Genomic DNA, 14,528 nt, shown 5'->3' on the forward strand with positions numbered 1-14,528 from the left:
GGGCTGGGAGTGGACAGGGCAACGGAGTTAGAGTAACCGAACGATCGGTCGGGGCAAGAGGGCCCGACCAGCCTGTGGAAAAGTCGGTCGGGGAGGATCAGCTGGCATGACGGCAATCGGAACCAGCAGCACCGTGGCAGTGGTGGGCACCGGCACCATGGGGCAGGGCATCGCGCAGGTGGCGCTGGTCGCCGGCCACCGGGTACGTCTCTACGACACCGTTCCCGGGCGCGCCGGGCAGGCCGCCGAGGCGATCGCGCGGCGGCTGGACCGGCTCGTCGAAAAAGGCCGGATCCAGGCGGACGAGCGGGATGCCGCCCGCGAGCGCCTCTCCCCCGCCGCCGCCCCCGCGGAGCTGGCCGACGCCGCACTGGTCATCGAGGCGATCCTGGAGCAACTTCCCGCCAAGCAGGAGCTGTTCACCGCCCTGGAGGACATCGTGGCGGCGGACTGTCTGCTGGCCACCAATACCTCCTCACTGTCCGTGACCGCGGTCGCGGGCGGCCTGCGCCACCCCGGCCGCTGTGTGGGCATGCATTTCTTCAACCCGGCGCCGCTGCTCCCCCTGGTCGAGGTGATCAGCGGTTTCGCCACCGACGAGGCCGCCGCCACTACCGCGTACGACACCGCAGCGGCCTGGGGCAAGAAGCCGGTGCGCTGTACGGACACCCCCGGTTTCCTCGTCAACCGCATCGCCCGCCCCTTCTACGCCGAAGCCCTGCGCGCCTACGAGGAGCGGGTGGCCGACCCGGCCACCATCGATGCGGTGCTGCGCGACGGTGCCGGCTTCAAGATGGGGCCCTTCGAGCTGACCGACCTCATCGGGCAGGACGTGAACGAGGCGGTCACCCACTCCGTGTGGCAGGCGTTCTTCCAGGACCCGAAGTTCACCCCTTCCCTGGCGCAGCGCCGGCTGGTCGAGTCCGGGCTGCACGGCCGCAAGGCGGGGCGGGGATGGTTCGACTACTCCGAGGGCGCCCGCCGGCCCGAACCGCGGACCGCCGAGCCCTGTCCGGCGCCCGAGTCCGTCGGTCTGCACGCGAAGCTGCCCGGCCCTGCGGTGGTACTGCGCGAGCTCATCGAGGAGGCGGGCATCAAGATCACCCGTGACCGGACGCCGGGGGAGTCGGGGGGGTTCCTCCGGCTGCCCGGTGGGGCCTGTCTGGCGCTGACCAACGGCCGTCCGGCGACATCCGGCGTCTACGGGAAACACATCCGCTTCGACCTCTCCCTGGACTACCGCGCCGCCACCCGGATCGCCCTGGCGGCCTCGGCGGCGGTCTCCGAGGAGGACCTCGCGGAGGCGGTCGGGCTGTTCCAGGCGCTCGGCAAGCAGGTCAGCGTGATCGAGGACGTACCGGGGATGATCGTCGCCCGGACCATCGCGATGATCATCGACTTCGCCGTGGACGCCGCGGCCCGCGGGGTCGCGAGTCCGGAGGACATCGACACGGCCATGCGGCTGGGCGTGAACTATCCCGGCGGCCCCATGGAGTGGGTCGAGCGGCTCGGTGCCCCATGGGTGTGGGATCTGCTGGATTCGATGCACCACCAGAACGCCGGTGGACGCTACGCACCGTCGTGGGCGCTGCGGCGCCGTGCAGACCTCGAGGAATGGGTGCTCTAATCATGACCATGGCCAAGCGCGACACCTATACGCCCGATTCGCTGCTCGCGGTCGCCGTCGAGGTGTTCATCGAGCGCGGCTACGACGGCACGTCCATGGAGCACCTCTCCAAAGCGGCCGGCATCTCGAAGTCCTCGATCTACCACCATGTCCGCAGCAAGGAAGAGCTGCTGCGGCGCGCGATAAGCCGCGCCCTGGACGGGCTGTTCGGTGTGCTGGAGGAGCCGGGCGCCCTTCAGGGGCGGGCCATCGAACGGCTGGAGCACGTCACCCGGCGCGTGGCCGAGGTGCTGATGGATGAACTCCCCTACGTGACACTGCTGTTGCGGGTGCGGGGAAATACGGACACCGAGCGGTGGGCCATGGAGCGCCGCCGGGAGTTCGACCACGAGGTCTCCGATCTGCTCAAGCAGGCCGCCGCCGACCGCGACCTCCGGGACGACGTGGACATCCGGCTGGCCACCCGTCTGCTCTTCGGCATGATCAACTCGATCGTGGAGTGGTACCGGCCGGGGCGCGGCGGCGCGGTGAGCCGTGACGAGGTCGCCGAGGCCGTGGTGCGTACGGCGTTCGCGGGACTGCGCAAGCTCTGATCTGCGCAATCGCCGTTCGGTGTGCACCTTGACCGGGCAGGTCCGATCCGGGCACCCCAAGGCGTCTGCGCCCGGCGGGGGCTTTCTCCCTCGCCCGGAGCGGGTCACTCCTCCTCGGGCCCGAGGTCGGTCTCCTCGAAGACCAGCAGGGTGCGGGTGCTGAGCACTTCCGGTATCGACTGGATACGGGTGAGGACCAGCTCCCGCAGCTCGCGGTTGTCCTTGGTGTGGACCAGTAGCAGCACATCGAAATCACCGCTGACCAGCGCGATGTGGGTGGCCCCCGGCAGCGTCGTGAGCTGCTTGCGCACGGTCCGCCAGGAGTTCTGCACGATCTTCAGCGTGATGTATGCGGAGGCGCCCTGACCTGCGCGTTCCTGGTCGATGAGGGCACTGAAGCCGCGGATCACCCCGTCTTCGATCAGCCGGTTGATCCGTGCGTAGGCATTGGCGCGCGAGACATGCACCCGCTCGGCCACGGAGCGTATCGAGGCCCTGCCGTCGGTCTGCAGCATGCGCAGGATCGAACGGTCGATGGTGTCCAGCGGGCGTGCAGCCGGCGAGGGCGGCGCGGGGGCGGGTGCCGCGGGCGACTGCCCGCCGGAATTGGCCATCTGTTCGTCCGGCATATGGTCCCGCCTCCCCTTGGTGGACGCCCTGTCTTCATCTCAGGCTGTGGAGAACCGTTTGTCCACAGGCTGAGCCCGCCTGTAGCCAAAATGCATCGGCGACCGAACAATCGGTAGGGCAGGGCGTACCCGCCCTGGCCGATTCCATCCTGCCCGTCCGCCGTCCGCCCACCACCCACATGAGGCGCACCGCGCCACCCCTTCGAACCGAGGAGGTGCTCGACATGACGGTCCTTGAGCAGCCCGGCAGCAGCAGGAACAAGAGCAGCCTGGCCGGCCCGCCGCCTGCCTGGCGGCCGCGCGTCGACCCCGCGCCCCTCCTGCCCGACGAGGAGCCGTACCGCCTCCTGGGTACGGACGCTGCGGCCCGGCTCGACTCCGGACTGCTGACCCGGCTCTACGCCCAGCTGGTGCGTGGCCGCCGGTACAACGCCCAGGCCACGGCCCTGACCCGGCAGGGACGCCTGGCGGTCTACCCGTCCTCCACGGGACAGGAGGCCTGCGAGGTCGCCGCGGCGCTGGCCCTCGAAGACAGGGACTGGCTCTTCCCCAGCTATCGCGACACCCTCGCCGCCGTGGCCCGCGGCCTCGACCCCGTACAGGCGCTGACCCTGCTGCGCGGCGACTGGCACAACGGATACGACCCGCACGAGCACCGCATCGCCCCCCTGTGCACCCCGCTCGCCACCCAGCTCCCGCACGCCGTGGGCCTGGCACACGCCGCGCGCCTCAAGGGTGACGAGGTGGTGGCGCTGGCCATGGTGGGCGACGGCGGCACGAGCGAGGGCGACTTCCACGAGGCGCTGAACTTCGCGGCGGTCTGGCAGGCGCCGGTGGTCTTCCTCGTCCAGAACAACGGCTTCGCGATCTCCGTGCCGCTCGCCAAGCAGACCGCCGCTCCGTCCCTCGCCCACAAGGCGGTCGGATACGGCATGCCGGGCCGCCTGGTCGACGGCAATGACGCGCCCGCCATGCACGAGGTGCTCACCGAGGCCGTGCAGCGGGCCCGCAGGGGCGGCGGCCCCACCCTGATCGAGGCCGTCACCTATCGCATCGAGGCGCACACCAACGCCGACGACGCCACCCGCTACCGCAGCGATGCCGAGGTCGAGACCTGGCGGGCCCACGACCCGATAGCCCTTCTGGAGCATGAGCTGGCGGCCCGCGATCTGCTGACCGATGAATTCGTCGCTGCCACCCGGGACGGCGCCGAGCAGCTGGCGGCCGACCTCAGGGAGCGGATGAACGCCGACCCGGAGCTCGACCCGATGGACCTGTTCACCCACGTATTCGCCGAGCAGACCAGCCAACTGCGTGCCCAGGCCGCACTGCTGCGCGCCGAGCTGGACGCCGAGGCCGACGGACACACCGAGGACGCAGCGGGCGCCGACGGCTCCGCCGAGGAGGCCAGGCCATGACGACCATCGCTCCGGCGACCGCGCGCAAGCCCGCCACCATGGCGCAGGCGCTGACCCGCGCGCTGCGCGACGCCATGGCCGACGACCCGTCCGTCCATGTCATGGGCGAGGACGTCGGCGCGCTGGGCGGTGTCTTCCGGGTGACCGACGGCCTCGCCAAGGAGTTCGGCGAGGACCGCTGCACCGACACCGCGCTTGCCGAGGCCGGCATCCTGGGCACCGCCGTCGGCATGGCGATGTACGGGCTGCGGCCGGTCGTCGAGATGCAGTTCGACGCCTTCGCCTACCCGGCGTTCGAGCAGCTGATCAGCCATGTCGCCCGGATGCGCAACCGCACCCGCGGGGCGCTGACGATGCCGCTGACCATCCGCATTCCGTACGGCGGCGGCATCGGCGGGGTCGAGCACCACAGCGACTCCTCGGAGGCGTACTACCTCGCCACCCCCGGGCTCCAGGTCGTCACCCCGGCGACCGTCGAGGACGCCTACGGGCTGCTGCGTGCCGCCATCGCCTCCGACGACCCGGTCGTCTTCCTGGAGCCCAAGCGCCTGTACTGGTCCAAGGCCGACTGGTCGCCCGATGCGCCCACCGAGGTCGCCCCCCTGGGCCGAGCCGCGGTCCGGCGCCGCGGCAGCAGCGCCACGCTGATCACATACGGCCCGTCGCTGCCGGTCTGCATGGAGGCCGCCGAGGCCGCCCGCGCCGAGGGCTGGGACCTCGAAGTGGTCGATCTGCGCTCGCTGATGCCGTTCGACGACGACACGGTCTGCGCGTCGGTGCGGCGGACCGGACGAGCCGTGGTCGTCCATGAGTCCAACGGGTTCGGCGGTCCCGGCGGCGAGATCTCCGCGCGGATCACCGAGCGCTGCTTCCACCACCTGGAGGCGCCGGTCCTGCGCGTCTCCGGCTTCGACATCCCCTATCCGCCGCCCATGCTGGAACGGCACCATCTGCCCGGCGTGGACCGGATTCTGGACACCGTCGCCCGCCTCCAGTGGGAGTCGGACTGGACCGAGGGACGTGGTGAGTGATGGCCGTGGTCCGCGAATTCACCCTGCCCGACCTGGGGGAAGGCCTCACCGAGGCGACGATCGTGCACTGGATGGTCGAGGTCGGCGAGGTCGTGGCGATCGACCAGCCGGTGGTGGAGGTCGAGACCGCCAAGGCGATGGTGGAGGTGCCGTGCCCGTATGGGGGCGTGGTGACCGCCCGCTTCGGTGAGGAGGGGGAAGAAGTCCCGGTGGGGGCGCCGCTGGTGACGGTCGCGGTGGGGGCCGTACCCGATGATCTGGCGGGGACGGGCCCTGGGACGGGGCCGGGCGCCGGGACGGGTGCGACAGGTGGTGCACCCGATGCGGGGGCTTCGGCGCCGGCTTCCGCCGGGACCTCCGGTCCGGCCGCCGAGGGCCCGGCGGATGCCGGGTCCGGGAATGTGCTCGTCGGGTACGGCACGAGCGCGGCGGCGGCGCGGCGGCGCCGGATCCGGCCGGGGGGCGGGGCGGGACCCGTGGCGGGAGTGCCGCGGCCGCCCGCAGGAGCGGTGAACGGCTCGTCCGGGGCTGGAGCGGTCGGCGGTGGGCCTGGTGGCTCAGGTGCGGCTGATGCGGGGGCGGCGGCTGTTGGGGCAGTCGGCGTCACCGGGGCCGCCGGGGCCATGGGGGTGGACGGGTCGGCCAGGACGACTGGGGCGGACGGGTCGTCCGGGGCCGGTGCGGTGGATGCCGGTAATCGTACGGTGGCCGTCATTTCTCCGCTGGTGCGTCGGATGGCGCGGGAAAACGGGCTGGATCTGCGGGAGTTGACGGGGTCCGGGCGGGATGGGCTGATTCTCCGTACGGACGTCGAGTGCGCGGTCCGGGCACGGCAGGAGCAGGAGTCGGTGGGTAGTGCCGGGGCGGCCGCCTCGGTTGGTGCCCATGGGATGAATGGTGTCCGAGGGGTGGTCGGCGCCGGTGCGACGGGTGTGGCGGGGGCCGCGACCGCCGCCGGAGCCGTGAGGACCATCGGATCCACGGGAGCCGGTGGCGCGGCGGGCGAGGAGCGGATCCCGCTGAGGGGGATGCTCGGTGCGGCCGCCGAGAAGTTCAGCCGCAGCCGTCGGGAGATCCCGGAGGCGACCTGCTGGGTGGACGCCGATGCCACCGAACTCCTGGCCGCCCGCAGGGCGATGAATGCGCCGGGCGTCCCCAAGGTGTCGCTGCTCGCGCTGCTGGCCCGGATCACCACGGCGGCGCTCGCACGGTTCCCCGAGCTCAACGCCACTGTCGACACCAAGGCCCAGGAGATCGTCCGGCTGCCCGCCGTCCATCTGGGCTTTGCGGCGCAGACCGACCGCGGTCTGGTCGTGCCGGTCGTACGGGACGCCCATGCCCGTACGGTCGAGGAGCTGTCCGCCGAGATCACCCGGCTCACCGAGACCGCCCGCGCCGGCGGGCTCTCCCTGGCCGAGCTGACACATGGCACCTTCACCCTCAACAACTACGGTGTCTTCGGTGTCGACGGCTCCACGCCGATCATCAACCACCCCGAGGCGGCGATGCTCGGTGTCGGTCGGATAGCCGCCAAACCCTGGGTGCACGAAGGGGAGTTGGCCGTCCGGCAGGTCGTTCAGCTCTCGCTCACCTTCGATCACCGGGTGTGCGACGGCGGCACCGCCGGAGGCTTCCTGCGCTATGTGGCCGACTGCGTGGAACAGCCCGCGCTGCTGCTACGGACGCTGTGACATCGGCGAGACCGGTGACATCGGGGAGACGGTGGCGGCACTGAGCCGTTGGCGGCAGTCAGCCGGTGGTGGCGGTGAAGGCGATAACCGCGGCAAGCCGAGTGGCGGCCGCGGCGTGTGTGACGGGTGCGCCTCCCCGGCCGGGGCCGTTGCGTCCGCTGTGGCGGAGCTGACAGCTGCCGCAGCTCCGGCACCGGTGTGATCCGTGTCCCCCCGGCGATACTCAAGGGGTGAACGACCTCACCGACTACGACACCATCGTGCTGGCCGGGGGCGCGGCCCGGCGGCTCGGCGGGGCGGACAAACCCGCCCTGTCCGTCGGCGGTCGCCCCCTCCTGGACCGGGTGCTCGCCGCGTGCCCCGATACGGCGCTCACCGTCGTCGTCGGTCCTCACCGTCCGACCACCCGTGCCGTCGTCCGCGCCCTTGAGGACCCACCGGGCGGCGGTCCGCTCGCCGCACTGGACGCGGGCCTGCGGCACACCACCGCCCCGACGGTGCTCGTCCTCTCCGCCGACCTCCCGTTCCTGACGGCCGCGACCGTGCAGAGCCTCTTGGAGGCGGCCACGGAATCGGCCGCCGCCGGGCCGGGCGGCGGTTCACCCCACGGCGATTCCGCGCCCCGTGACGCTTCCGCGCCCCGTGACGCTTCCGCGCCCCACGGCGTTTCCGCGCCCCGGGGCGGTGAAGCGGCGCGCGACGGGGCGATGCTCCAGGACGCCTCGGGGCGGGACCAGCCGCTGGTGGCCGCCTATCGGGCCGAGTCGCTGCGCCGTGAGCTGGCGCGGGTACGGGCCGAACATGGCACTCTGGCCGGTCTGCCGCTGCGTGCCCTGGTGAAAGGGCTGCTGCTCGAACGGGTCCCGGACGTCACGGCCACGGCATCCTTCGACTGCGACACCTGGGAAGACATCAGCGCGGCGCGCGCCCGTATCAGGGAGCATGGAAACGTGTTGGATGAATGGATCACCGCAGTCAAGGCCGACCTGGGCATCGAACTCGATGTCGACACGGCGGCGCTTCTCGATCTCGCGCGGGACGCGGCGCACGGCGTCGCCCGGCCGGCCGCACCGCTGACGACCTTCCTGATCGGTTACGCGGCGGGCCAACAGGGCCGGGACGTGAAGGAGCTGACCGCACGCGCCACCGCGCTGGCCAACCGCTGGGCGGCGGAGGCCGAGGAGTCCGCCGGCTCGGCGGATGCCGGCGGCGGCACGGGTACCGAATCGAAGCCCGCGGAATGACCGACGGCGAGTTCGACGGGAAGCCCGGCGGCACGGCGGGCCGGACAGAGGGCGAGACAAGGGGCGACGGGCGTGGCGACCCGTTCGAGGAGGCGCTCGCGCTGGCCAACGCAGCGGCGCCGATGCGCGTACGGCCCGAGGCCGAGGGCGGGGCCGAGCCCACGACCGTCAGCGTGCCGTATGCCGCCTACGAGGCCACGGCAGCCGCATCCTCCGCCACCTGGTGCGGAAGCGACGTCCCGTACACGCCGGACGACCCCTTCTCCCCCGACGACCCCACCGCCTCCGGAAACAGCACCTCCAGCTCCTCCGGCGCCTCCCGCCCCTCTGGCCCCGCCGGCCCCGAAGCCCCCTCGGTTCCTACCTCCCCCGCTCCCCTGAACCTCCCCTGGCACACCGCCCGGGACATCGCCGAGCGCGCCGCAGCCGGCCCACCCACGCCCGAGACCTCGGCGCTCGGTCACGCGCTCGGCCGTACGCTCGCCGCGCCCCTCACCGCGCTCACCGATCTGCCGTCGTTCGACACCTCGGCGATGGACGGCTGGGCGGTATCCGGCCCCGGCCCCTGGCGCGTCGACCACCCCGCCGACGCACCCGAGGCCGGTCCCGCTCCCGGCATCCTCGCCGGTCACGCGTCGACCGAGGCGCTCCACGACGGCCATGCGATCCCGATCGCCACCGGTGCGCGCGTGCCGTCCGGTGCCACCGCCGTGCTGCGCAGCGAGCACGGCGAGGTTCGTGAGCTGAGCGACGGCGGACGGCGGCTGTACGCACCACAGCCCGCGCCGCCGGGTCAGGACATCCGCCCGCGGGGTCAGGAGTGCCGCCGCGGCGACCAGCTGCTGCCCACCGGCGCCCTGGTGACCCCCGCCGTTCTCGGCCTGGCCGCCGCGGCCGGTTACGACGAGCTGACCGCGTACCCCCGGCCGCGCGTCGAAGTGCTCGTGCTGGGCGATGAGTTGCTGGACCACGGCCTGCCCCAGGAGGGCCGGATCCGCGATGCGCTCGGCCCGATGCTCGCCCCGTGGCTGCATGCGCTGGGCGTCGAGGCGGCTGCGCCGCGCCATCTCGCCGACGACGCCGACACCCTGTATGCCGCCGTTGCGGAGTCCACTGCCGACGTGGTGATCACCACCGGCGGCACCGCATCGGGCCCCGTCGACCATGTGCACCCCACCCTGCGCCGGCTGGGCGCCGAGGTGCTGGTCGACGGCGTTGCGGTCCGCCCCGGGCACCCCATGCTGCTCGCCCGCCTGGCCGCGCACCGGCATCTCGTCGGCCTGCCCGGCAACCCCCTCGCCGCGGTCTCCGGCCTGGTCACGCTCGCCGAACCGCTGCTCCGTACGCTCGCCGCGCGCCCGCCCGCCGCGCCGTACCGGACGCCGCTGGCCGCCCCCGTCCACGGGCATCCGCAGGACACCCGGATCGTTCCGGTGGCCTACCGCGATGACGAACGGCACGGCCTGATGGCGGTGCCGCTGCACTTCCACGGCCCTGCCATGCTGCGCGGAATCGCCGCCGCCGATGCGCTGGCCGTCGTCCCGCCCGGTGGCGCGGAGCGCGGCACCGAGCTCGAACTCCTGGAACTTCCCTGGTCAGCCGGTTCGTCGGCAGGATGGTCCGCGGACTCCCCGACGGGTTCGCCGGGCGCATCAACGGGCTGGACCGCCCCCGGGCGCGCGTAGGGCAGGGGCACAGGTCGTCTGCCGTGCGCGCCGCCATGTCGCTCGTCGGCCCGGGTCCCGTCCTCCGCTCGGCCCGCCGCCCCCTTCGCGCACCCTCTGCCCGCGCACACGTCAGCTGCTCGGCCCCGCCTGACTGATGGTGATCACGCGGTCGGTGAGTTCGAGCGTCGCGGCCTGCGGGTCGCTGTAGTTCAGCACCCGGTGCCCCCGTACGACGGCCACCACCAGATCACCGAGCTCGCGGGGGGAGCGGCCCGCCTCGCTCTTCGTCACCGGCCGCTCGTCGAGATCCAGTCCGCTCCCGTAGGTCAGCAGATCCTCCAGGACCGTGCCGACGTACGGGCTGGCCATGGACATACCGAGCAGCCGTCCCGCCGCGCTGGAACTCGTGATGACCATGTCGGCGCCGCTCTGCTTCAGCAGCGGTACGTTCTCGTCCTCGCGGACCGCCACCACGATGGAGGCGTGCTTGTTGAGCTGCCGCGCCGTCAGCGTGACCAGGGCCGCGGTGTCGTCCCGCTGGGTTGCCACGACCACGCGCGCGGCACGCTGCAACTCGGCCCTGGTCAGGGTGTCGGAGCGGGTCGCGTCGCCGTGCACGCCCACGAGGCCGTCACTGCTGGCGGCGTCCACGGCCGTCTTCTGCGGATCGACAACGACGATCTTCTCTTTCGAGACGCCCTGGCCGATCAGGGTCTCGATGGAGTGGCGGCCCTTTGTCCCGTACCCGATGACGACGACGTGATCTCGCATGCGGGACCTCCAACGATGAATACGTACCTGGTGCCGGGTGCGCGCGGTGAGGACTTCGAGCGTGGTGCCGACCAAGATGATCAGGAACAGTACGCGGAGCGGCGTGATGACCAGGATGTTGATCAGCCGTGCGCCGTCGCTGACCGGAGTGATGTCGCCGTAGCCGGTGGTCGAGAGGGTGACCGTCGCGTAGTAGGCCGCGCCGAGGAAATCGACCTGGTGGTGGGCGTTGTCGCGGTATCCGTCGCGGTCGAGCCATACGAGCAGCGTCGTGAGTGCCAGTACGCCGAGCGCCATCACCAGCCGTCGCAGGACCTGTTGGAGTGGCGGTGCCATGTCCTGGGCGGGCATGACGATGGAGCGGCCGGCCTCGGTGTCGTCCTTGGCCTCGGTCCGGGTACGGGACCAGAGGGAGCGGAGGATGGAGAATCTGTCGTTCCCGCGGCGCGGTTGCTGCTCGTCACTCATCCGGTCGACGCTCCCGGAACGGCCTGGCCTGCGGCGGTCTGTGGAGGAAACATGCCTCCCATGCTCCGGGATGCAGGCACCCGTGCGTGCCTAGCCGCGGCGGTAGCCGGCGACCGGCGGCAGGACTCCGCTGCACCGGCGAAGGCGCGAGCCGTCGTCTTGATCATGAAGCGTTGATATCGCCGGCAGCGGGGCGGTTGCAGGGCAATGACGGGGTGCTCACCCGGTGGAGTGGCAAGTCGTACCGGAGAAGGCAAAGGCTGGGCCCCAGCGTCGCGCCGTGGCCCGGCACCGTCGCGCCGTGGCCCGCCCGAGTACCCCGAAGAGGTGCCCCGTTGCCTCGCACCGGCGTCGACCCGGTGCCTCGGGTGGATGAATAACCGCACTTCATCCGGGGGCCGGTGGCCGACCCGGCGGTAGTCATGAGCCCCCGCACCGTCGCCCTGTACGCGGACGGCGAGTAGCCTCGCGCCCATGCGAGCGATCACTATCCCCGAGCCCGGTGGCCCCGAAGCACTTGTCTGGGCGGACGTGCCCGATCCGCAGCCCGCCGAGGGCGAGGTCCTGATCGAGGTCGTGGCCAGCGCCGTGAACCGCGCCGACCTGCTCCAGCGACAGGGCTTCTACGACCCGCCGCCCGGGTCCTCCCCGTATCCGGGGCTGGAGTGCTCGGGGCGGATCATCGAGCTCGGTCCCGGCGTGCACGGCTGGGCCGTCGGTGACGAGGTGTGCGCGCTGCTGGCGGGCGGCGGATATGCGGAGAAGGTCGCCGTCCCGGCCGGGCAGATCCTGCCGGTGCCGGACGGCCTGGATCTGATCACGGCCGCCGCGCTGCCCGAGGTGACCTGCACGGTCTGGTCGAACGTCTTCATGATCGCGCATCTGCGGCCCGGCGAGACGCTGCTGGTCCACGGCGGTGCCAGCGGCATCGGCACCATGGCGATCCAGCTCGCCAAGGCGGTCGGCGCGCGGGTCGCGGTCACCGCGGGCGGCCCCGAGAAGCTGGCCCGCTGTGCCGAGCTGGGCGCGGACATCCTCATCGACTACCGCGAGCAGGACTTCGTCCAGGAGATCCGCAAGGCCACCGACGGCACGGGCGCGGACGTCATCCTCGACATCATCGGTGCGAAATATCTGCAGCGGAACGTCAAGGCGCTGGCGGTCAGCGGACGGCTGGCCATCATCGGGCTGCAGGGCGGGGTGAAGGCGGAGCTGAATCTCGCCGCCCTGATGGCCAAGCGCGCCGCGATCACCGGTGCCGGGCTGCGCGCCCGCCCGCTGAACGAGAAGGCGGCCATCGTCGCCGCCGTACGGGAACATGTCTGGCCGCTGATCAGCAACGGCCAGGTGCGGCCGATCGTGGACCGTACGCTCCCGATGCCGGAGGCCGCCGAGGCGCACCGCATCGTGGAGGACAGCGCTCATGTCGGCAAGGTCGTGCTGACGGTCTGAGTCGACCGGCCTCCCGCCCCGTAACCCGCGCCGACCGGGCCCGCCCCTCCCGCGTTCCCGTCGGGTAACCCGCCTGATCTGTCTGAGATGCCGTGAATCTCATCACATGTGACGCTGAGGAGGTCACTCGACGGCTCGGCACGGGAGGGGCATGTGGTCGCTCCAGGTTTCCGTTCGCGCATTGTCAGCGGTCTGTTGGTGGCCGCCGTCGTCCTGCCCGTTCCGATAGGGGTCACCTCAGCGGCGGCTGCGGACCGGCGGGGCACACCGGTCGACCGACATCCGCACCTCGCCCGCCCCGGCGATCAGCCCGACGACGACTATGCGCAGGAAGAAGCCGGGGCCGACGACTACGGGCTCGACGGTTACCCGTCCGACGACTTTGCGGCCGACCGTCGCCCGGTCGACGGGCGGGGTGACCGGCACCGCCCTGGTCACCCGGGGGCCCCGGCGCGCCTCCCGGAGCTGCCGCCGCGCTTCCCCGGCCTGTCGGACGCCTTTCCGGGCTACCCGCACCGGCCTTCGCACCACCACTTCGGTGGGCCTCGCGGATATGGACGATGGCACCACCGACCGCATCACCCGTTCGGCCCTGCCTTCATCGGGCCGGCCGGCCCGCCGTACCCCCTCCCGGGGCCCGACTACGACAGCGCGGACTTCCCGGGGCGCGGTCATTATGGGCCGTCCGCCGGGACGAGCTCGCCCGACGTCGACCGTGCGCACCCCCGACCCGGCCGGCACACCCCGGCGCCGAAGCACCCCAAGCCCTCGGCATCCGCATCACATGCGGCACAGGGGACCTCGGCACGGCCGTCGCCCGCGCGTCGCTTGAATGTCGCGGACCGGCTCACGCAGCGCTCCTACGAGGCGCTGCCGCCACTCCCGACCCCTGCCGAGCCCGAGGACGAGGCGCGTTCTGTACCGGACAGCGCGGATGGCGAAGCGGTTGCGACGGCGAGCCCCTACGCCATGGAAGCCCCGGACGCACCGGTCGAGCGGGTCCTTCCGATGGGCGCCGGCCTCGCTCTCACAGGACTGGGTCTGGCCTTCTTCGCCCTTCGGCTGCGACGGAGCTGATTTCGGTGGTTTCACGTGAAACGGTGGGAATCCGTTGTTTCACGTGAAACCACGGCAGCCGAGTTGACCCAGAAGGGTGGATCACCTTCTCTCAGGGGCACCCCCCTTCATGACCCCTCGTACGAGAGAATGGCGGCATGGATATGCCGATGAATGAACGGTCGCAGGAGAATCCGCACGTCCTGGTGGTCGGCCCGGACGGTATGGCGCTCGGCAGCACCGGCTCCGGCAGCGGGGGCGAGGGCGACGAACCCCGTGAGACCCCCGTGACGGACATGGTCGAACAGCCTGCGAAGGTCATGCGCATCGGCAGCATGATCAAGCAGTTGCTGGAGGAGGTGAAGTCCGCTCCTCTGGACGAGGCGAGCCGGGTCCGGCTCAAGGAGATCCACTCCAGCTCGGTCAAGGAGCTGGAGGACGGGCTGGCCCCCGAGCTGGTCGAGGAGCTGGAGCGGCTGTCGCTGCCGTTCACCGAGGAATCGGTGCCGACGGATGCGGAGCTGCGGATCGCCCAGGCCCAGCTGGTGGGCTGGCTCGAAGGCCTCTTTCACGGCATCCAGACCGCACTGTTCGCCCAGCAGATGGCCGCCCGTGCCCAGCTGGAGTCGATGCGCCGTGCGCTGCCGCCCGGTGCCGTTCCGATGGACGCCGAGGAGGGCGCGCCCGGCCAGGGCGGTGCCCGCTCGGGCCCGTACCTCTAACGCTGCCCCAGGGCCGTCACGGTCGAGCCGACGCACCACGCGCGGAATACACAGAGGGGGGGGGGGCGGGCGTCCGCGGGGCGCCCCCCCCCCCGGCCGCCCCGCCCCCCGGGGGGGCGGGACGCGCGCTGCCCGCCCCCCGCCCGCCCCGGCCTAGGT

General features: G+C 72.0%; 12 protein-coding genes. 9 read left to right on the plus strand and 3 right to left on the minus strand.

From position 1 onward, the window contains the following. Nucleotides 1-106: 106 nt before the first annotated feature. Both ACGFWI_RS04220 and ACGFWI_RS04225 read left to right on the plus strand, forming a co-directional pair. Nucleotides 107-1,627 carry a 3-hydroxyacyl-CoA dehydrogenase gene (locus tag ACGFWI_RS04220; protein WP_393904343.1) on the plus strand — a complete coding sequence of 507 codons (1,521 nt, stop codon included), beginning with the start codon at nt 107-109 and terminating at the stop codon, nt 1,625-1,627. A 2-nt stretch (nt 1,628-1,629) separates the two neighbouring features. Then, entirely contained in the window at nt 1,630-2,220 is a 591-nt protein-coding gene (locus tag ACGFWI_RS04225; RefSeq protein WP_393904344.1) for a TetR/AcrR family transcriptional regulator, read from the plus strand. 104 nt (nt 2,221-2,324) lie between these two features. Here the strand turns inward: ACGFWI_RS04225 and ACGFWI_RS04230 are convergent, their stop codons facing one another. Further along, nucleotides 2,325-2,849, minus strand: coding sequence for an Lrp/AsnC family transcriptional regulator (locus ACGFWI_RS04230; RefSeq protein ID WP_393904345.1), 525 nt, complete (start codon nt 2,847-2,849; stop codon nt 2,325-2,327). Between the two features lie 224 nt (nt 2,850-3,073). Here ACGFWI_RS04230 and pdhA point away from each other — a divergent pair, with 224 nt between their 5' ends. The 5 genes from pdhA to ACGFWI_RS04255 all read left to right on the plus strand — a co-directional run bounded on the left by pdhA (nt 3,074) and on the right by ACGFWI_RS04255 (nt 9,918). Next, nucleotides 3,074-4,267: a pyruvate dehydrogenase (acetyl-transferring) E1 component subunit alpha gene (pdhA, locus tag ACGFWI_RS04235; RefSeq protein ID WP_393904346.1), complete on the plus strand. Its 1,194-nt coding sequence runs from the start codon at nt 3,074-3,076 to the stop codon at nt 4,265-4,267. Then, a complete protein-coding gene (locus ACGFWI_RS04240) occupies nt 4,264-5,298 on the plus strand; it encodes an alpha-ketoacid dehydrogenase subunit beta (RefSeq protein ID WP_393904347.1) in 1,035 nt (344 codons plus the stop codon). The genes pdhA and ACGFWI_RS04240 overlap by 4 nt, the downstream gene beginning before the upstream one ends. After that, on the plus strand, nt 5,298-6,989 hold the full coding sequence (locus ACGFWI_RS04245; protein ID WP_393904348.1) for a dihydrolipoamide acetyltransferase family protein: 1,692 nt from the start codon (nt 5,298-5,300) through the stop codon (nt 6,987-6,989). The genes ACGFWI_RS04240 and ACGFWI_RS04245 overlap by 1 nt, the downstream gene beginning before the upstream one ends. Nucleotides 6,990-7,219: 230 nt before the next feature. Then, entirely contained in the window at nt 7,220-8,233 is a 1,014-nt protein-coding gene (locus tag ACGFWI_RS04250) for a DUF6457 domain-containing protein (RefSeq protein WP_393904349.1), read from the plus strand. Beyond that, nucleotides 8,230-9,918, plus strand: coding sequence for a molybdopterin molybdotransferase MoeA (locus tag ACGFWI_RS04255; protein WP_393904350.1), 1,689 nt, complete (start codon nt 8,230-8,232; stop codon nt 9,916-9,918). Before ACGFWI_RS04250 ends, ACGFWI_RS04255 begins: the two co-directional genes overlap by 4 nt. A 111-nt stretch (nt 9,919-10,029) precedes the next feature. On the opposite strand, the gene ACGFWI_RS04260 is transcribed toward ACGFWI_RS04255, so the two are convergent. Then, nucleotides 10,030-11,139 (minus strand): potassium channel family protein, encoded by a 1,110-nt coding sequence (locus ACGFWI_RS04260; protein ID WP_393904351.1) that lies wholly within the window; start codon nt 11,137-11,139, stop codon nt 10,030-10,032. Nucleotides 11,140-11,613: 474 nt separating this feature from the next. Between ACGFWI_RS04260 and ACGFWI_RS04265 the strand changes: the two genes are divergently transcribed. Further along, nucleotides 11,614-12,591 (plus strand): NAD(P)H-quinone oxidoreductase, encoded by a 978-nt coding sequence (locus ACGFWI_RS04265; protein ID WP_393904352.1) that lies wholly within the window; start codon nt 11,614-11,616, stop codon nt 12,589-12,591. 237 nt (nt 12,592-12,828) lie between these two features. On the opposite strand, the gene ACGFWI_RS04270 is transcribed toward ACGFWI_RS04265, so the two are convergent. Beyond that, complete coding sequence (locus tag ACGFWI_RS04270; RefSeq protein WP_393904353.1) at nt 12,829-13,029, minus strand: hypothetical protein; 201 nt, start codon at nt 13,027-13,029, stop codon at nt 12,829-12,831. A 776-nt stretch (nt 13,030-13,805) separates the two neighbouring features. On the opposite strand from ACGFWI_RS04270, the gene ACGFWI_RS04275 reads away from it, so the two are divergent. Continuing rightward, nucleotides 13,806-14,369 carry a bacterial proteasome activator family protein gene (locus ACGFWI_RS04275; protein WP_393904354.1) on the plus strand — a complete coding sequence of 188 codons (564 nt, stop codon included), beginning with the start codon at nt 13,806-13,808 and terminating at the stop codon, nt 14,367-14,369. Nucleotides 14,370-14,528: the final 159 nt, after the last annotated feature.

It is taken from the genome of Streptomyces sp. NPDC048434 (assembly GCF_043200375.1).
In the GTDB taxonomy this organism is placed as follows: Bacteria; Actinomycetota; Actinomycetes; order Streptomycetales; family Streptomycetaceae; genus Streptomyces.